Source organism: Rhizobacter sp. (assembly GCA_021153565.1).
In the GTDB taxonomy this organism is placed as follows: domain Bacteria; phylum Pseudomonadota; class Gammaproteobacteria; order Burkholderiales; family Burkholderiaceae_C; genus Albitalea.
Genome location: JAJKJU010000176.1, coordinates 50,163 through 69,950, shown reverse-complemented (window position 1 = coordinate 69,950; position 19,788 = coordinate 50,163). Strand labels below are relative to the sequence as shown.

Annotated in this window: 10 protein-coding genes and 1 pseudogene; all 11 read right to left on the bottom strand. The window is 69.1% G+C overall.

Annotated features, from left to right (window positions below; genetic code table 11):
* Positions 1-55: 55 nt before the first annotated feature.
* On the bottom strand, positions 56-283 hold the full coding sequence (locus AC30NL_RS10740) for a type IV toxin-antitoxin system AbiEi family antitoxin domain-containing protein (protein ID WP_489463994.1): 228 nt from the start codon (positions 281-283) through the stop codon (positions 56-58).
* 342 nt (positions 284-625) lie between these two features.
* Positions 626-832 (bottom strand): annotated as a pseudogene (locus tag AC30NL_RS10735) (SDR family NAD(P)-dependent oxidoreductase); the annotation flags it as partial.
* Between the two features lie 114 nt (positions 833-946).
* Positions 947-1,717: a metallophosphoesterase family protein gene (locus tag AC30NL_RS10730; protein WP_489463993.1), complete on the bottom strand. Its 771-nt coding sequence runs from the start codon at positions 1,715-1,717 to the stop codon at positions 947-949.
* A complete protein-coding gene (locus tag AC30NL_RS10725) occupies positions 1,714-4,746 on the bottom strand; it encodes a P-loop NTPase family protein (RefSeq protein ID WP_489463992.1) in 3,033 nt (1,010 codons plus the stop codon). The genes AC30NL_RS10730 and AC30NL_RS10725 overlap by 4 nt, the downstream gene beginning before the upstream one ends.
* Positions 4,747-4,917: 171 nt before the next feature.
* Positions 4,918-6,849: an ACP S-malonyltransferase gene (gene fabD, locus AC30NL_RS10720; protein WP_489463991.1), complete on the bottom strand. Its 1,932-nt coding sequence runs from the start codon at positions 6,847-6,849 to the stop codon at positions 4,918-4,920.
* A 190-nt stretch (positions 6,850-7,039) separates the two neighbouring features.
* Positions 7,040-7,813, bottom strand: coding sequence for an enoyl-CoA hydratase/isomerase (locus AC30NL_RS10715; RefSeq protein ID WP_489463990.1), 774 nt, complete (start codon positions 7,811-7,813; stop codon positions 7,040-7,042).
* Positions 7,810-9,072, bottom strand: coding sequence for a hydroxymethylglutaryl-CoA synthase family protein (locus tag AC30NL_RS10710; RefSeq protein WP_489463989.1), 1,263 nt, complete (start codon positions 9,070-9,072; stop codon positions 7,810-7,812). The genes AC30NL_RS10715 and AC30NL_RS10710 overlap by 4 nt, the downstream gene beginning before the upstream one ends.
* A 20-nt stretch (positions 9,073-9,092) precedes the next feature.
* Positions 9,093-10,286 carry a beta-ketoacyl synthase N-terminal-like domain-containing protein gene (locus AC30NL_RS10705; RefSeq protein WP_489463988.1) on the bottom strand — a complete coding sequence of 398 codons (1,194 nt, stop codon included), beginning with the start codon at positions 10,284-10,286 and terminating at the stop codon, positions 9,093-9,095.
* Between the two features lies 1 nt (position 10,287).
* Positions 10,288-10,416: an acyl carrier protein gene (locus tag AC30NL_RS10700; RefSeq protein ID WP_489463987.1), complete on the bottom strand. Its 129-nt coding sequence runs from the start codon at positions 10,414-10,416 to the stop codon at positions 10,288-10,290.
* Complete coding sequence (locus AC30NL_RS10695) at positions 10,417-10,533, bottom strand: acyl carrier protein (protein ID WP_489463986.1); 117 nt, start codon at positions 10,531-10,533, stop codon at positions 10,417-10,419.
* A 46-nt stretch (positions 10,534-10,579) separates the two neighbouring features.
* Positions 10,580-19,777 (bottom strand): amino acid adenylation domain-containing protein, encoded by a 9,198-nt coding sequence (locus tag AC30NL_RS10690; RefSeq protein ID WP_489463985.1) that lies wholly within the window; start codon positions 19,775-19,777, stop codon positions 10,580-10,582.
* Between the last annotated feature and the right edge of the window lie 11 nt (positions 19,778-19,788).

The window sequence follows — 19,788 nt, the reverse complement described above, 5'->3', positions numbered from 1 at the left end:
CGGCGGTGTTCGCTGAGCCGACTCGCTGAAGGGGTTGGCGCCTGGAAATTTTGTTTTACCCGTGGCGTCGGAATTTCCGGCGGTTTGGGCGTAGAACCCCTTGGCTACCGCTGTCTGGAAGACGGTACAGCCCGCGCGCTGCTCGCTCCAGTTGGCCCCTTGCCGCCATGCGTGTCAGGACCACGCGCGGCACACCCGCATCGGCCAGATCGCTCGCGCGCAGCCAGCCGTTCTTGCGCACCAGCTGCAGTACTATTTGCGTGTGCGTGACATCGGAGCGCATGAGGAGGGAGTGGTTGGGTTGGTGCGGTTCTAGTATGTTCCAAACATTCGTCGATTGCAAACATTCGACGAATGTCTGCTTAGCGGCCGGCCGAGATGTTCTTGCCGATAAGTCCGCAGCGAGTCTGTTCCCGCGAGGCAACCTTGAGCACCCAAAACCGCCTCCGTGACTGTGACGAAAACGTGCCGTGAATTTCGAAAAACAGGCCTTTTGAAGGCCTCCAACGGCACAAAATCCGACCCTCAAAATCGGCTGATTAGTGCGATCAGCCCGGGCATCATCATCACTCCACTTGCCAAGGACGAACTCACCGGCCCGCGCGGGGCGGGATATCGCCGGATGATCGACCAGTGCATGCACGGACTCACGCGACGAAACGTCGACAATCGCCGTGCTTACCTCGTATCCGGCTTCGCTGAGGACCTTCCCTGCGGCGTGGGCATTTTCTTCGCGCAGGTCTGCGAGCAGCACATGCTTGCCCGCACTCACGCGCCTGGCGATCGCCTGACCGATCGATCCTGGTCCGATGACGACAACAACTTCGTTCATTCGAGTCTCCTGCAGGGCTGTGGCCTGTCAATGTACGCAGCTCGGAAGTACGAAGCCAGCACCCCGAAGCTGATTCGATTCGAGCGCATCAGCGCCGTGCGCTGACAGCCTCCCTCAGCATTCCCACACGGTCAGCAGCCGCTTCGCGGCAATCGCTGTCTCGTGGGGATAGCCGTAGGCGTTGTTGACGTACCTCAATCCCGCGACCTGCACGTCGCGGTTGAGATGGCTGTGGCCATAGACGTGCACCGACGCCTTCAAACGGCGGATCTCCGTGTCAAGGCGGCTCGTGCCGAGCACCGGAAACAGCATGCGTACTCGCGCCGGCACACCGGCCGGCATCAGGTCGATGCGTGGCATGAAGTGCGAGAAGCTGATCAACGTTTCACCCTCGGCGCGAGGCGGTTCAGGCGGGTTGCGTGCGAACATCTCCCGGGCCACTTCAGGCGCCTGCCAGCCGTCGGGCCAGCGGCAGGCCACGAAGTCCGCCCACACCCGCCGGAGTTCGGCACCCGGCTCGCCAAAGGAATGGTCGTACCACGACTGCAAGGGAACGACGCGCAGCCCCGGCCTCCGCAGCGAGCCGGTCAAGACCCCGCTCTGTCCGGCCGCGTGCAGCACGCGCTCGAACTTCTGCAGGGAATCGCCGGAGCCCGACTCCTCGCGGACCACCCAGAGCTCGTGGTTGCCCGGCACGAAGAGCACGGCGTCGAATCGACGCGCCAGCGCCTCCAGCGTCCTTTGCACCACCGGCAGCCGGTCCGACACGTCCCCCGCAACGATTAGCACGTCGGACCGGTGGTCCCACAGCGACAGCAAAGTCGCCCACCCGGCGTTCTCTTCGAAGTCCGCATGCAGGTCGGAGACCGCCATCACACGTGTCATACGGACGCCGGCTCCTGCAATGCGTCGCCGTTGAGCGCCTCCAGTCTCGATTGCCGTTGGGCCTCCAGCTCGGCCGTCGGCATGCGCCCGGCCAGCGACTGGTAGCCCGCCCGCGCGCGGTCGCGTTCGCCGCAGAGCCGCCAGAGATCGGCCTGCAAAAACTCCAGCAGCGGCGCCGGCTGCGAGCCGGCCTCGCGGCGGCAGTGGTCCAGCAAGGGCTGCGTTCCATCAGCCACGCCCTGCTGCAGCCGCTGCACCAGCAGTTGCATCCGCACTTGCCCCCGTTGTGCCGCAGGCAACGCCCCTTCGCGCTGCAGCAGGTCCAGCAGTTCGGCATGCCGTGCCAATGCCGCCGTCCGCTCGCCCTGCTCGAACAGGCAGGAAGCCGACAGCAGCAGCTGCCGCGCAACCAGCGGCCACACTTCGTGCACGCGGAACGCCTTCAGCGCGTGGTCTGCCAGATGCAGGATGTCCCCCCGCGACTCTTCCACTTTTGCGCAACGCTGCAGGAAATCGACGCTGGCCGAGTACAGCGCAGGCCGCCGGCCGGCCTCCGCGGGGTCCTGGCGTCGCAGCCAGCCGTCGAACGCCGCTCGCGCCTGCGCCAGGCAGCCCAACCCCTCCTTCTGCGTGCCGCGCAGCGCCAAGCCGCACAGGCGCAGCCAGCAAGCGGCAAGGCTCTCGTCCTCGGCGACCGGGCGCGCCGGTGCGGGAAGCCGGGTGAGCAGCGCCCTGGCCCACTGCGAGAGCTCCGGGCCCAGGCCTCGTGGTGTGAAGAAGGCCTCGACTTGCCGCAAGGTTTCGTCCAGGTTGCTCCAACGTTGGGCCGTCCACAGGCGCTCCATGTGCCGGGCCAGGTGATGGCGACTGCCCAGCACGTTGCTGCTCACGGCCGGATGGTCCTGCCGCTGCAAATGCCCCATCACGAGCACGAACGATTCGCACGCGAATGCGCTGAGCGAGACATCGGCATCGGACGGCGGACGGTCTGCATCGCGCACCCCGGCCAGGAAGCGCAGGCTCCGACGCTCGAACACATGGCCCCAGGCACGGCGCTCAACGAAGCCCGCACGCTCGAGCAGTTCCAGCCCGGCGGCCAAGGGCTGCCTCGCATCGCCGTCGACCGCCAGCCAAGCCGAGGCGGCGAGCCCTGGCCCGCCGGCGTCCAGCGACGCACCGAAGACCTCCAGGAACAAGCCAGGGTGCTCCATCGCAACGAGGGCCCAACGCCGCCACGACGGCGGCAGCCGCTGCCACTGCTGCGCGTACCAGACCATGACCGGATCCTGCTGCGCATCGGAAGACAGCGCCTGCATGTCCGCCTGCAGGCGATCGGCCGCCACATGGCCCCATTGCGCAGCGATGCGCTGCGCCAGCCATGGGTTTCCATCCGCCTGCGCCATCAATGCACGATACGCCGGGTCGTTCGCCCGGCCATTGGCCGGGCCCGAAGGCTGCGTGGTCAGGTAGGTTAGCGCTTCGCTGGAGAGCCGCGGCAACCTGAAAATCTGTACATCTCGCAGGCCGCTGCGGCGGGCTGCCTCCCCGGTGAAGATCAGGACATTGGAAGACCCCAGCCCCTCGAGGAAACACTCCAGCTCCTGCACGTCCTGCGCTGATGGCTCCACGCCGCCGGCAGAGCGAGCCAGGTAACTGTCGAGCACCAGCACATGGCGCGATGCCTCCAGCGTGTGTGGCACGTCCTCGGCACGGACGCCGAGCACGGGGGCGATCATCTGCGCCATCTCGGCGGCCGTGAAAAAACCGTCCGTGAAGTCGAAGTAGAAGGCCCGGTCGCAGCCGCTGCAAAGCTGGGTGGCGAGCAGGTGCGCGAGATAGGTCTTTCCTTGACCGGGCAGGCCCTCGATGCGAAGGCGCTTTCCCCCGTGCAGCAAGGACAGCGCCGCCACGAAGCCGCCATCGGTGCCTGCCGGCAGCTGCGGAGCCAGCAGCCCCGGCAAGAAGCCGTGAAGATGCTGGTGCGGCACGGCAGGCGCCTGCGGCCCCGGCTCACCGGTGGCACGCGGCAGGGCGCCCTCGAAGAGACAGACATCCTGGTTCGCATAAAGCAACGGGCGCGCCGCGACCTCCTGGGAGACAGTCCAGCGCGCCGCCGCCTGCGCGACAGCGTCCTGCACGGCCAGGCCGCCGCACGCCTGTGCAAGCACCTCGGCAAGCGCCGGGCCGCCCACCCACGGCGGGCATTCCGTCCGGAGCACCACCACCGCCGGCACGCCCTCGTCCAGCAGCGCGCAGGCCAGCAGCGCGAGCGCCGATGGCGCATCCACCCGGCCGGCGCCGTCGAAGCACAGCGGCGTGGAGACCATCACCAGCGCCGCACCAGCCGTGCGTGCCATGGCGCCGAATGCGCGGGCGCCCAGCCATTCCGCCTGCCCTGCAGGCCCGGAATCGCACGCCACCATGGCACCCCCGCCGTCCACGCGCACGGGGCCGTCGTACCGCAGCACCTGCACCTGCTGGATGCCGCCGGTGCACAGCCGGGAGCGAATCGCCTGCCAGTCCCGCTCGAGCAGCGGCTGCACCTGCACGCCAGGGCCAAGCGCCGCCAGGCCCGCAAGTTCGCGGAACAGGTGGGTTTCGCGCTCGTAGGCTAGCGGGAGGTCCGGCCGGCTCACCAGATGCCGCACCTGCAAGGGCCGCGCGACGGACAGCCCGAGCTCCAGTTCCGCATCGCGCTTGCACCGCGGCATGGCGCGGGTCAGCACCGCCGCCCGTTCACCCAGCGCAACGCTCGTGCCAGGCAGCGGCCAGCGTTCCCAGTCCAGCGCGAGGAAAGCTGGATCGTCGGACTCGATGCGCACACGCAGCCGGGCGTCGCCGTGGCGGGCCCAGTGCTTCTCGAAATCGCCCACGCACGCGTCGTCCACCGTCAGTGCCGGCACGCCCTCCCCGGTCGGTTGCAGCATCGAGGCCTGCGCCGAGAGACGTCCCAGCGAATCCCGCAGCGACAACGCCACCTCGCCACAGCGCGGGTCGCTGCCCCATGTGCCGGTGATCGTCAGTTCCATGGCCATCACTCAGAGGCTGAGAGTTTTTCGAGCGTGCCCGAGCAGCGCGCCAGAAGGTGGCCGATCCAGGCGCAAAGCGCAGCCATAGCTCGGGCTATGGCGAGCATTTGCAACGACGAGCGGGCGCCTTCTGGCGTGATGAGCGGGCATGATCGAAATACTCTCAGCCTCTCAGCCGAGCGCACGCAGATCGGCGAGCAGCGCGGACAGGGAGGCCTTGTCATTGCCGAACTGGTTGATCGCGCTGCGGCAAGGCTGGCGGCCCGGGAAGCCATACTTCATGAAGTTGGCGAAGGAGCCGCTTGCACTGAGGTCCACGAAATAGACGTCGCCCGCCTCCTCGAACGCGCAGTCGATCAGCCGGTCGAAGCGGATCGGCTCGCGCACGACGCGCCAGAAATGAGCGGCATGGTCTTCGAGCCACTCGGAGCCGAGCACCGCCGCGGTGGCAGCCGAATACATCGGCAGCCGCGGCCGGTGGATGGGCATCTCCCGCACCGCGCTCACGAAGGCTTGCTCGAACGGATCGAGTTCCGGCGAATGGAAGGCCGCCGGCACCGGCAGCCGGATGCAGACGATGCCTTCATCCTCCAGCCGGGCCTGCGCCAGCTCCAGCGCCGCATGCCGGCCGCTGAGCAGGAAGTTGCCCTGGTAGTTCACGCCGGCGAGCGCGAGGTCGCCGAACAGTGCCGGACGCTGCTCGAACAAGCGCGGTTCGGCCAGCACGCTGAGCAGCCCTCCCTGCCCCACCAGCGGCCCGAACAGGGTCGACTGGCGCAGGACCAGGCGCAGCGCCTGACGCCAATCCAGGGCGCCCGCGACGGCGCACGCCACGTACTCGCCCAGGCTGTGCCCCAGCACTGCGTCCGGCTCGAAGCCTTCGGCCCGCAGGGTTTCGGTGAGCGAATGGCCGATGCTGAACAGCGCCCCATGCGAGCCTTGCAACTCGACGAAGGGCGTGCCCTTGCCCGGGCCGTGGTAGAGCAGGTCCAGCAGCGACTGCCCGGTGAGCTCGCGGTACTCCTGCGCGCAGCGGTCCATGGCGCCGCGGAACACCTCGTGGGTGTCGTACAGCTGCTGGCCCATGCGGTAGTACTGGCTGCCCTGCCCCGCGTACATGAACACCAGCCTCGCCCGGCGGCGCGGCGCGGGGCGCATGCCCGGTTGCAGGTCCGGATTCGCGCCGGGGCGCGGCGCCGTGGATGGCGCGGCCGCGGCTGGCGCCTCGTCGAGCGGCAGCACCAGCGGATCGGCCGCGATCTTGACCTGCAGCCTGGCAAGCACCTCGCCGGCACCCAGCTCTTGAAAGTGGGTGCAGCCTTGCGCCAGCAGCCAGGAGGCCGATTCGTACCAGCGCACCGAATGGGAGATCTGCAAGCGCAGCAGGTCCAAATAGCCGGTGGACGGATACGGGCGTGCCGTGTAGTTGGCCACCACCGGGATCTTCAGCTCGCCGAAGTTGAACTGCGAGAGGAAGCGGCCGAACTCGCCCTCCACGTCCTTCATGCAGCGGGAGTGGAATGCGGCGCTCACGTTCAGCGGCAGGACGCTTGCGCCCGCCTCGGCGAAGGCCTGTTGCAGCTGGGGCGCGTGGATCTCCTCGTACAGGCCGGAGATGATGCACTGCTTGCGCGAATTGATGTTGGCCAGGTCGATGTTCCTGAATGGCAGCGAAGCCAGCACGCGCTCGACGCTCGGCGGGTCGATGTTGAGGATGGCCGCCATCGCGCCCTTGGGCGCGCGGCTCATCAGCTCGCCGCGCCTGCTCACCAGCTTCAGCCCGGTGATGAAGTCGAACGCACCCGCGGCGAACAGCGCACAGTACTCGCCCAGGCTGTGACCGGCCACGTAGTCGGGCGCCGGATGGCCCTGGGCCCGCCAGTCCAGGTAAGCCAGCGCGCCCACGACGTACAGCGCGGGCTGGGTGTACTGCGTGTGGCTGAGCACGTGGTCCGGATCGCGCACGCACAGCTCGCGCAGCGAGTAGCCCAGGCAGGCGTCGGCCTGCGCCGCCAGGTCGGGGTAGCGCTCGAACAGTGCTTCGCCCATGCCCCCGAATTGCGAGCCTTGGCCCGGGAACATGCATACGGTCTTGGTCTTCATTCTTCTTCCCTTCTAGAGATGTCTGGATTCAGAGGCTGAGAGTTTTTCGAGCGTGCCCGAGCAGCGCGCCAGAAGGTGGCCGATCCAGGCGCAAAGCACAGCCATAGCTCGGGCTATGGCGGGCATTTGCAACGACGAGCGGGCGCCTTCTGGCGTGATGAGCGGGCATGATCGAAATACTCTCAGCCTCTCAGGCCGTTTCCCACGGAAACAGCCCTTGCTCCGCATAGCGCCGGATCGCGGCCATGCTTTGCGGGTCGGCGAACATGGCCTTGCTCAGCCGCAAGGCGGCCTCGCGCGTACCGGCCGGCAGCGCGGCAAGCTCGCGCACGTAGGCCTTGTAGCGCGCGACCGCGGCGGCCGGCATGCGGCGCATGCGCGACAGGTGCCGGGCCAGCAGCAGATCGCTTCGTTCCTCGAAGGCGTCCACCAGACCCCATTCACAGGCTTGCCGCGCGCCCACCGGCTGCGTCGTGCTGGCAAGGTAGTGCGCGCGCTGGAAGCCCAGGCGCCGCAGGAGGAACGGAAAGATCACCGCCGGCGCCAGCCCGAACAGCAGCTCGGACAGGCTGAACACCGCACTCGCGTCGGCGAGCACGACGTCGCAAGCCGCCGCGAGGCCCACGCCACCGGCATGGGCCTTGCCGCGCACGTGGGCCACCGAGATCACGTCGCCGAAGGCCAGGCGCTCGAGCACGCCGAACAGTTGCTGCGGATCGAAGGCCATGCCCTGCCCGTCGGCCGCGGCCGCGCCGATTTCCCCGAAGTCCGCGCCCAGGCTGAACACCTCCGGCTGGCCTTCGAGCACCAGGATGGAAGCGCCCGAGCCGGGGACGAGGGTGCCCAGCACGTCCTCCAGCTCGCCCACCATGCGGGCGTCGATCGTGTTGCCGGCCTCCGGCCGGTTCAGCTGCACATGCCACGCCGGCCCCTGGCGCCGCAGCTTCAGCGTCCGGTAGTTCACTGCACCCACTCGTACTCCCGGTGGAACTCCCGGATGGCCTTCAGCACCAGCCTCGGCGTGCCACCAGCGGCCTGCACGATGCGGCTCGCCGCCGCCAGGTCGAAGGACTGGTTGCGGGTGCCCAAACGCACCAGGCTGCTGTCGTCGAGCAGGCGCTCGTACTCGTCCATCGGCAGGCGGTAGCGGCGGTCCAGGTGGCCGGCAATGTCCATCGCCTTCAGGCGTGCGGCGCCCTCGGCTGTGACCACGCCGCTGTAGAACTCCGCGCAGCAGCCTGACCCGTACGAGAAGCAGCCGATGCGCGCCGGGCGGTTGAAGTCGCCGTTGCACACCGTGCTGGCCAGCGAGAGGAACACGGTCGCTCCCATGATGTTGCCCACCCGCTGGCAGTAGGCGAGCCCCGGCCGCACGCGCACCTCGAAGTCGTCGGCGATCTCGCCCGGCGTGGCGTTGCCGGCCTTGCGCATCATCGAGCGGTGCGCGCCTCGCACCATGCCGCCGAAGGGCGTGTGGAACGCGAGGTACTGGAAGGTCTTGCGATAGTTCACGCCCTCGACACGGCGGCAGTACTCGGCGAAGGACTGCTCATGGCAGTCGAGGTAGGACAGCAACGACAGGTCGGCATCGCCGGCCTCGGTGTCCGCCCCCGGCCGGCAGGTGTCCATCACCTCGTAGCCGTGGTAGCCGCTGGCGCCCACGTCGAGCTGGAACACCGTGGGCTGGTCACTGACCAGCATGGCCACCGCGCCGGCCCCGCCGCTGGGCTCGGCGTACGACCAGTCGGCGGACAACCGGTCGCCACCCTCCTCGATGACGAAGCGAGAGATGTCGGTGGCCACCACCAGCGCCTTGGCGCCGGGCGAGGTGCCGGCGAGGATGAAGTTCGCCGCCATCTGCAGGCCCGCGGTGCCCGCATAGCAGGCCTGCTTCAACTCGAACATGCGGCAGTTGCGGTTCAGCCCCAGCTGGTCGTGCAGGTAAGTGCTGAGCGACTTGGAGAAGTCGAAGGCCGATTCGGTGCAGGTGATCAGCAGTTCGATGCGGTCGCGCTCCTGCGGCGAGAGCGCGTCGACGATCGGCTTGGCGGCGTTGACCGCGAAGGTCACCGGGTCCTCGAACGGAAATGCGACCGTCTTCTCCTTCATCAGCAGGTTCTCGAACCTGGACGGTTCCAGCTGCCTGTGGCGGGCCAGTTCCATCACGTCCGCGACTGCGCAGCCGCCGAACACGTTCATTGCCTCGATACCGACGGGGGGCATGGGGGTTCTCCTTGTTGGATTCATTGGGTCAGGCACAGGGCAGTGTTCATGCCGCCGAAGCCCATGCTGAGGCTGAGACTGCGTCCGATGTGCATCTCGCGGGACGTGTCGGCCACCCATCCGAAGTCCGGATCCAGCGGCTCGCGGAGGTTGCGGGTGGGATGGAGCCACCCCCGCTTCATCTGCACCAGCGTCGCCACCGCCTCCACCGCGCCCGCGGCCGCGAGGCCGTGGCCGGTGATGGACTTGGTGGCGTTGATCGCCGCGTGCGCGAGACCGCAGGCGCGCAGCGCCTTCAGCTCGGTGGTGTCGCCCAGCGGCGAGCCGGTGCCGTGCGGGTTCACGTAGTCCACGTCCTTCGGCTGCCAGCCCGCATGGGCCAGCGCGGCGGCAACGGCCTGGGCCTCGCCTTCCACCGAAGGATTGGGATTGCGGTTGGCGTCCATTTGCACGGCCCAGCCGGCGATGCGCCCATGAGCGGCCGCCGGCAGCCGCCGCGCCCCGGCGCGCTCGACGACCAGGGCTGCGCAGGCCTCGCCGTAGACGAAGCCGGCATGCCGGCGGTCGAAGGGTCGGTAGGCGCCGCCAGGGTCCTGCGCGCCGTCGCACACCATCGCGCCGCTGGACTGCAGGGCCAAGCATTCCCAATACGACAGGTCCATCATCGGGCCGAGGGCGACGCACGCATCCACCCGGCCGGCAGTCACCGCCTCCGCGGCCTCGATGATCGCCAGCTGTCCCGCCGCGGAAGCGCCGCCGCAGGCATGCGCAAAGCCGCGGATGCCGAAGGCCTGTGTGCACAGGCCGCAGACGTCGCTGTCCAGGAAGGTCATCGCATAGCTGGGCGGCATGAAGCCGGGCGCGTCGCGGTGGCGCTCTTGCAGCAGGACGAGTTCGCGCTGCTGCAGGTTGCTGCCGCCCACGACCAGGCCCACGCGTTGCGGGTCCGTGTCGTCCAGCGCAGCCTCCTGCCACGCCTGCTCCAGCGTGGCCAGCGCCACCCGAGAGCTCAGCGAGGCGGTGCGCAGCACATGGGCAGGCAGCCGGCCGCTGCTCGGGACCGAAGCGATCTCGGCGCCGATGAAGGCGGTGTCGCGCTGGCGACCCGGGCGCCGCATCACGGCAAAGCGATGCGCGCCCTCGAACAGCGCCTGCTCGAAGGCGGGCAGGCCCACGCCTACGGCCGTGGCCACGCCCATCCCGGTCACCAGCAATTCAGGCGGCGGATTTCTCACTCAGCAGCCTCGCGAGTTCGCCGATGTTGCGGGGGCCGAAGGTCTGGACCAGCGGGATCCGAAGGTTCATGTGCTCGAGCACGAGCATGACGATGTCGGCGCGCTCCATCTAGTCCAGGCCGAGCGCCTCCAGCGAATCGCTGGGGCCAAGGGGCCGTCCCTCCAGCGAGGGCCGCAGCTCCAGGATGGCGGCGGCCAGCAGTTTCGTGATGTCTTCCTGTTGCATATAATAAGTCGTGTCTTTCCGGGTGTTGTGTCGTTGCAATGGCCTCTCAGGCCGCCGGCTTTTCATCGCCCTCCTCCAGGGCGACGGCAAGGTCCGAGCGCTCGGACAGCAGGGCCAGCGGGTTGGCGACCATGTCGGCCAGCACCTGTCGGTAGCGGGCCGCCATTTTTTCGATGGTCGTCCTGGCGAACAGGTCGATGCTGTACTCGATGGAGGCGGCCAGGCCCATGTTGGTGTCCTGCATGGCCATGTTGAGGTCCAGCTTGGCCGTCTCGGACTCCGGCCGGTAGTGCACGATGGCCTGGTTGTTGTAGCGGTTGGAGAAGTCCTCCGGCAGCGTCACCAGGTTGAACATCACGTGGAACAACGAGGCCTGGCCCGGCAGCGTGGGCAGCGACAGGCTCTGCACCACGCAGCGCAGCGGCACGTCGGCGTGGTTGAGCCCTTCCTGCGCCGTCACCTTCATGCGCGACAGCACGTCGATGTAGCGCTGCCCTTGCGATACGTCGGCGCGCATGACCAGCACGTTGACGAAATGGCCCATCATCTGCTCGAGCTCCGGCCGCGACCGGTTGCTGATCGGCGAGCCGATCAGCATGTCGGTCTCGTCGGTGTAGTCGGCCAGCAAGATGGCGTAGGCCGACAGCATCACCACGTACAGCGAGAAGTCATGCTGCCGGCCGAAGTCCTTGAGCTTCTTGATGAACTTGGGCGGGACCAGGAAATGCACCGCCGCGCCCTTGCCGGAGAGCACCAACGGCCGGCGGTAGTCGGTCTTCAACCGCAGGTCGCGCGGCGCGCCAGCCAGCCGCTGCGTCCAGTAGTCGATCTTGGGCTGCAGCACCTCGGGCGTGAAGGTTTCGCGTTGCCAGTGCGCGAAGTCCACGTACTGCAGGGGCGGCGGCGGCAGCTGCGGCACCCGCCCGAGACTGATGGCCGCGTAGATCGCGGACAGGTCGGGAAAAAGCACGACGGGCGTCGAGTAGCCATCGAAGATGCCCCAAGGCCGCGTCACGACCACCACGCGCTCCAGATCCGAGAACACCAACAGGTGGATGCGCACGGTGAAGGGCCCGGCCGGCTCGAATGGCCGCGCCTTCTCGGCCTTGAGGAACTCCTCCAGCGCATTCTCGTCGGGCATCCTCTCGATGCCCGCCTGAAAGCCCTCGGCCGGATTCACTTTCTGCCACGCCACGCCGTCCTTCTCGACGAAGCTCGTGCGCAGCACGCCATGACGCTCGACCAGCAACTGGCAGCTGCGCGCATAAGCGTCGAGGTCCAGCTCGCCGATGAGGCGGAACACCAGCTGCACGTTGTCGTGGCCCAGCGCCAGGTGCGGGCGCCGACGCAGGAACCACAGATCCTCTTCCTGGTAGAAGGAGATCGGGGCGAGCGCCCCCGAGTCCGCGGCCACGCGGCGCGGCAGCACCGTCTGCGCCTCGGCCTTCTCTTGCTGCACCAGGGCCGCGATGCGCTCCACCGTGCGGCCGTCGAAGACGGCCTTGAGCGGCAAATCCTTGCCCAGCTCCTGCCGGACCCGGGCGGTCAGCCGCGTGGCCAGCAGCGAGTGGCCGCCGAGTTCGAAGAAGTCGTCGCGGATGCCCACGCGCTGCAGGCCGAGGATCTCCTGCAGCATGCGGCACAGCGCCTGTTCCTCGCCGTTGCGCGGTGCGGCATAGGCCTCCTTCTGCACGTCCTCCTCCTCAGGCGCCGGCAAGGCGCGCTTGTCGACCTTGCCGTTGGGCGTCAGCGGCAGTGCCTCCAGCACCACGAAGATGTTGGGCACCATGTATTCGGCCAGCGTGCGCGACAGGTGCTGCTTCACGCCACGCGACAACTCCTGGCCCAGCCGGGCGATCTGCGGGTGGTTGGTCCAGTAGGTCTGGGCATAGGGGCTGCGCGCCTGCACGGCGGGCAGCTCGCTGCGGCCGAAGAGCAGGTCCACGCCATCGGGAACGTCCTGCGACCAGGTGGCTTCGCAGCGGTAGCCTCGGGCCGCGGCATGCTCGATCAGCGCGTCGAAGGCCTCGACCTCCTGCCTGGCCTGTTCGGACCAGCGGCTGGGCCCCAGCGGATCGACCCGTTGGCCCGCCGGTGCGCGGCCCGGCACGTCGGCGGCCGCCACGTCCTCGCGGATGCGGGGGTTGCGCAGCCCATGCACGCCAAAGCGCTCGGGGGCGCCGCGCTCCAGCAGCTGGCGCACGTCGTCGGGCGAAGACGCCGGCAACCAGGCCAGTGCCGGGGCCGGCTGCGCCGCGCCCTTGGCGAGCACCACGTCATAGCGGTAGCTCAGCATCTCGTTGTCGCCGAGGCCACGCTTGAGCAGGATGTCCGTGCGGCCGGCGCCGGCAAGCCGCCGCGCCAGGTGCATGAAGAAGCTCGGGCTGACGAGCAGCTCGCCCTCCTGCATGCGGCGGCGGTACAGGCGGCCGGCCAGCGTGGCGGCGGGCACCCCGCCCACCATGCGACTGCGCTCCACCGCGCACAAGTGGGCCGACATCAGGTCGGCGTTGCGCACGTCGCCAATGAAGATGCGGCCACCTTCCTCGATATAGGGCCACAGCCCCTGCAGCGCCTGCTCCAGGTAGGCCCGGCTCGGGTAGTACTGCACGACCGAGTTGATGACCACCGTGTCGAAGGTGCGGCCCGCGAGCGCCGAGAAGTCCAGCGCGTCGCCTTGCGACAGGCTGACGTGATCCCACCGCCGGCGGCTCAGCTCGCGCTGCACGCCGGCCAGGGCCGCGGCGGAGATGTCGCTCGCATGCACCGATTCGCACTCGCCGGCGTAGCGCAGCAGCAGCAGGCCGGAGCCGCAACCGATCTCCAGCACGCGGCGCGGCCGCAGCGCCCGGATGCGCTGCACCGCGCCGTCGACCCATTCCTCCATCTGCGCCTGGGGGATCGCCTCGCCGGTGTAGCTGCTGTTCCAGCCCACCAGGTTCAGGTCGCCCGGCGCGGCATCGTCGTGCCGGCCGCGGGCGTACTCGTCCTCGAACAGCTCGTTCCAGCGCTCCAGGCTGTCGGGCCGCAGCGTCTGCGCGGCGCGCTCGAGGTAGTCCTCGTTCGGGCAGATGTAGGCCACCAGGCGCTTGCTGTCGGAGCCCTGCGCGGCCTCGGTGGCGACCACGGCGCTCCTGAGGTCCGGGTGGGCCTGCAGCGCGCTCTCGATCTCGCCCAGCTCGATGCGGAAGCCGCGCACCTTGACCTGGTCGTCCACGCGGCCCACGAACTCCAGCAGGCCATCGGGCCGCCAGCGCACGATGTCGCCGGTCCGGTACAGGCGCTGGCCCTCGCTGCCCTCGAAGGGCGAGGGCACGAAGCGCTCGCGGGTCAACTCGGGATGCCCGAGATAGCCCCGCGCCACGCCCACGCCGCCCACGCACAGCTCGCCCACCGCGCCGCAGGGCAGCAGGCGCATCCGGCGGTTCACCACATAGGCGGTCGACTGGGCGATCGGGCGGCCGATGGGGATCGGCGCATCCGGCGCGATGTCCTGCGGGATCACGTGGCAGGTGGAGGCGATGCTGTTCTCGGTCGGCCCGTAGCCATTGACCACCGACAGGCCCGGATGGCGCTCGTACAGGGCCAGCACGTCGCGCGCGGAGAAGGCCTCGCCCCCCACGCACAGGCATTGCAGCGGCAGCCGGCGATGGGCCGCCTCCTGCACGAAGGCCGGCAGGAAGGCGGCCGACAGGCACATCATGTTCACCTCGTGGCGCTCGACGTGGTCGAGCAGCTGCACGATGTCCTTGGTCTCGCCTTGGTGCAGCACCAGGCGCCCGCCGTTGAGCAGCGGCCCCAGCACTTCCTGCGAGCCGACGTCGAACGAGATCGACGAATGCTGCAGCATGACCGTGTGCGCGCCGGACGGGCAGTAGTCCGGGTTGCGCACCAGCCGCACCACGCCGCGCTGCTCCACCATCACGCCCTTGGGCCGGCCGGTGGAGCCGGAAGTGAAGATCACGTAGGCCAGGTGGTGCGGCTGCAGCCCGACGTGTTCGCGCGGCAGGTCGTGACCGGGCTGGTTCACCAACACCTTGGCGCCGTCGCTGGCGCGCACGCCCGCGTCGAGGTGGATCACCTCGCCGTCGAAGTCCGGCAGCGTCAGCGCCACCCGTGTCTGGCTGAGCAGCAGCGAGATGCCTGAATCCTGCAGCATGCCGGCGATGCGCTCGCGCGGGTAGGCCGGGTCGATCGGCAAGTAGGCGCCGCCAGCCTTGAGGATGCCGAGCAGCCCCGCCACCATGTCCACCGAGCGTTCCATGCACAGGCCCACCACGGTGTCCGGCCGCACGCCGGCCTCGTGCAGGAAGTGCGCGACCTTGTTGGCCCGCGCATTGAGTTGCGCGTAGCTCAGCTGCTGGGTGCCGAAGACCAGCGCGATCGCGTCGGGCGACCGCAGCACCTGCTCATCGAACAGCCCGGGCAGCACCTGGTCTGCGGGATACGGCGTGTCGGTGCGGTTCCAGTCGACCAGCTGGCGCCGGCGCTCGTCCGCCGGCACGACGTCGATCGACAAGGCCGGCAGGGCTTCGGCGCGCCCTTCCTGCAGGGCATCGGCCAGGCCTTGCAGCGCGGCCTGGAAGCTGCCCGTCACCGTCTCGGTGGAGACGGCTTCGTCGACCTGCACGTTCACCGAGAACGCCGTGCCCAGGTCGTCGACCGACACGCCCAGCGGGTAGTTGGTGCGGTCCACCGAACCGAGCACCCGCACCCCGCTCTCCTGCAGCGGCTCGCCCTCGCCGCCCTCGAAGTGGCGCACGTTGATCATCGAGGTGAACAGCGGCACGTCGCTGCCGAGGCCGCTGCAGCGCTGGGCCATGATCAGCGAGCTCTGCTCGTACTCGATCAGTTCCTTCAGCGCGGCGTCGGTGTCGAGCACCAGCTGCAGGGCGCTCCGGTCCTTCAGCACGACGCGCAGCGGCAGGGTGTTGATGAAGTTGCCCAGCATGCGCTCCACGCCGGGCACGCCCTGCAGCCGGCCCGACAGCACGGTGCCGAACACCACATCGTCGCGCCCGCTCGCGCCGGCCACCACCAGCGACCAGGCGGCATGGAAGAGGCTGGCCGGGCTGATGCGCAGCCGCTGCGCCTGCCGGCGGATCGACGCATCCAGCGCCGCCGGCAGCGAGCGCCGCAGGTCGCGGATGGTGCGGCCGTCGCCGTGCACGTTGGCCAGGCGGAACGGAATCGTCGGCTCCGACACCTCGGCGAGCCGGCGGCGGAAGAAGCCTTCGGCGTCGTTGGTGCGCACCTGGTGCAGCGTGTGGGCCACGAAGTCCCGGTACGGCACCGGCACGGGCCCGATCTGCTCGAGCCGCCCCGCCATCGAGGCGCGCAGCTCGGCAAAGATCAGGCGCAGCGAGCTGGCGTCTTCGATGAGGTGGTGCACGTTCAGCAGGATGAAGCGCCGCTGCGAGGCGGGATCGGCCGCGATCGTCAGCTGGAGCAGCGGCGCCCGGTCGAGCGGCATCCTGCGCGGGCGCTCCAGCAGCGCCTGCGCCTGGGCCATCGCGTCCCGGCCCGGCTCGAGCACCAGATGCTCGATCGGCAGCTCGGCCTGCCGGTACACCACCTGCACCGGCTCGAGCAGGCCGCTGGTGACGACGGCGGTGCGCATCACGTCATGGCGCGCCAGCAGCCGTCGCAGCGCGTTCACGAACGCGTCGCAGGCAACGGGGCCGTCTGCGGCCAGCAGCACCGGGATGATGTAGGGGTCGTTGTCCGGATCGATGAGGTGGTGGAACAGGATGCCCTGCTGCGAGGGCACCAGCGGATAGATGTCCTGCACGTTGGCGGCGCCGTCCGGCACGGTGCCCGCCACGGCATCCAGCTCGCGCTGGTCGAGCGTGACGAGCGTCAGCATGTCGGGCGTGAGCCGCTCGCAGCCGGCGGGCACGCGGTGGGGCGGCACCACGTAGGCCTCGCTCGAAGCGCCCTGTTCGATCTGCGACGCCAGATCCGCCAGCGTGTCGCTGCCGAAGACGCTGCGCACCGTGGCGTCGTAGCCCTTCTCCTTCAGGCGTGCGACCAGCACGGTGATCAGCAGCGAATGGCCGCCGAGTGCGAAGAAGTTGTCGCGCGCGCTGATGCGGCCCGGCTCGAAGCCGAGCAGCTCGGCCCACAACGTGGCCAGCACCCGCTCGGCCTCGGTGGCCGGAGTCACGTACTCGTCGGCCGCGTACGCGGTCTTGTCGGGCGCCGGCAGGGCGCTGCGGTCCAGCTTGCCGTTGGACGTGAGCGGGAAGGCCTGCATCACGACGAAAGCGGTCGGCACCATGTAGTCGGGCAGCCGCTCGCGCAGGTGGCGGCCGAGCGCCTGGTGCAGGTCGTCCTGCAGCGGCTCCCTGGGCACGACGTAGGCCACCAGCTGCTTCTGCCCGGGACGGTCCTCGCGCACCAGCACGACGCAGGACTGCACCTGCGGGCTCTGTGCCAGCTGGGACTCGATCTCGCCGGTCTCGATGCGGAAACCGCGGATCTTCACCTGGTGGTCCGCGCGGCCGATGAACTCCAGGTTGCCGTCGGGCAGCCAACGCGCCAGGTCGCCGGTGCGGTACAGCCGCTCGCCCGGCTGCGCGGCGAAGGGGTCGTCAACGAAGCGCTGCGCCGTCAGCTCGGGGCGGTTCAGGTAGCCGCGGGCGACGCCGGCGCCGCCCACGTACATCTCGCCCGTCACGCCCACGGGCAGCGGCTCCATGTGCTCGGCCAGCACGTACAGGCGCAGGTCGGGCAGCTTGCGGCCGACGATGCTGCGCTGGCCGGCCGCGTCGCCGGCCGACAGCAGCTTGCAGGTCACGTGCACCGTGGTCTCGGTGATGCCGGACATGTTCACCATGTCGATCGACTCGCCATGGCGCTCGAACCACGGCGCAAGGATGGCCGGGTTGAGCGCCTCGCCGCCGAACACCACGGTGCGCAGGCTCAGCCGGCCCCGCTCGGCCTGGTCGACGGCCACCAGTTGCTCGAAGGCCGAGGGCGTCTGGTTCAGCACCGTGACACTCTCGTCGACCAGCAGGCGGTAGAACTCCGACGGCGACTGCGCCACCGTCTTGGGCACCACCACCAGCCGGCCGCCATGCAGCAGCGCGCCCCACAGCTCCCACACCGAGAAGTCGAACGAGAAGGAGTGGAACAGCGTCCAGGTGTCCGAGGCGCCGAAGCGGAACGTCGCCTCGGTGGCATGGAACAGGCGCGCCACGTTGTCGTGCTGCACCAGCACGCCCTTGGGGTGGCCGGTGGAGCCGGACGTGTAGATGACGTAGAGCAGGTTCGAGGGCCGCAGGCCGCTCTCGGCCACCGGGATGTCGGTCTCCGGCTGGCCGGCCAGCAGGTCCTCGCCGCCCTGCCCCGTCCCGTCCAGCAGCACCACGCGCTGCGTGGCCAGGGGCAACCGGGGCGCCAGCGCGGCCTGCGTGAGCAGCAGGCCGGCGCCCGAGTCCTCCAGGATGTAGCGGATGCGCTGCGCCGGATAAGCCGGATCGACCGGCACGTAGGCGCCGCCCGCCTTCACGATGCCCAGCAGGCCCACCACCATCTCGAGCGAGCGCTCCACGCACAGCGCCACCAGCGTGTCGGGCTTCACGCCGAGCCCGCGCAACGCATGGGCCACGCGATTGGCGCGTCGGTTCAGCTCGGCATAGCTCAGCTGCGCGCCGTCGCAACTCACCGCCACGGCATCCGGCGTGCGCGCGACCTGCGCCTCGAAGAGTTCGTGCATGCCTTGCGCCGGCGCATGGTCCGCGCAGGGGTTCCAGGTGCGCACCACCTGCTCGCGCTCCTGCGGGCCCAGCCAGACCAGCCGCGAGACCGGCGCCTGCGGCTCGGCCACCACCGCCTCCAGCAGCGCAACGTAGTGGCGGATCATGCGCTGGACAGTGGCGCGGTCGAACAGGTCGCAGTTGTATTCGATGCTGCCGGCGAGTCCGTCGGGCGTTTCGCGCAAATCCAGCGTGAGGTCGAACTTGGTGATCTTGTAGTCGAAGTCGACGAAGGACACCTCGAGGTCGGCCAGCCGATGGCTGCGCTCGGCCTGCGCCTCCTGCAGCGCGAACATCACATGGAACACCGGCGAATGGCTGAGGCTGCGCTCCAGCTGCAAGGCATCGACCACCGCCTCGAAGGGAACGTCCTGGTGGCCGTAGGCTTCCAGCGCCGTGCGCTTCATGCGGGCCAGCAGCTGCGCGAAGCTCGGCTGGCCGTCCAGGTCGGCGCGCATCACCTGCGTGTTCACGAAGAAGCCGATGAGGTTCTCCACCTCGGGCCGGTTGCGGTTGGCCAGCGGCGTGCCGATCGCGATGTCGGTCTGGCGGCTGTAGCGGTGCAGCAGCACGGCCCACACCGACAGCAGCGTCATGTACAGCGTGCTCTCGTGCGCGCGGCCCAGCGCCTTCAGGCCCTCCAGCAGCGCAGCGCTGCACTGCAGCGGTTCATGGGCGCCGGTGTAGGTCTTCACCGGCGGGCGCGGCCGGTCGGTGGGCAGCATCAGCTGCGGGTCGACGCCGGCGAGCTTCTGCTTCCAGTATTCGATCTGTCGCTCCTGCACCTGCCCGGACAACCACTCGCGCTGCCAGTGCGCATAGTCGGCGTACTGGATCGGCAAGGGCTGCAGCGGCGAAGGCTCGCCGCGCGAGAAGGCACCGTACAGGCTCACCAGCTCACGGAAGAACACGCCCAGCGACCAGCCGTCGGACACGCTGTGGTGCATCGTCACCAGCAGCACGTGCTCCTCGGGCCCGCAGGCGACGAGGCGCATGCGCACCAGGCTGCCGGCGCCGAGGTCGAAGGGCCGCAAGGCCTCGTCCTCGCAGAGGGCACGCAGGTCGGTGCCTTCGGGCAGGGTTTCCTCCTGCACGGCGAAGTTCACCGCCGGCTCGGTGCGCTGGTACGGCACGCCGTCCACCTCCACGAAGCGGGGGCGCAGCGCTTCGTGGCGCTCGACGATGGCCGACAACGCGTGCACCAGCGCCGGCCGGTCGAGCCGGCCGGCCAGCCTCAGCGCCATCGGGATGTTGTAGTGGGCGCTGTGGCCTTCCAACTGCGCCAGGAACCACAGCCGTTGCTGCGCGAACGACAGCGGCGCCGGTTCCTGCGATGCCGGCCGCCGGCCTATCGCCTGCGCCGAGGAAATGTCGACGCCCTGCTGCTTGAGCATGCGAACCAGCGCCTGTTGTTGTTTGGGCGGCAGCGACCGGATGCGTGCCAGCACCGCCTGGATGTCTTGTTGTGTCATGTTCATGTTCATGTTCTTCCCCG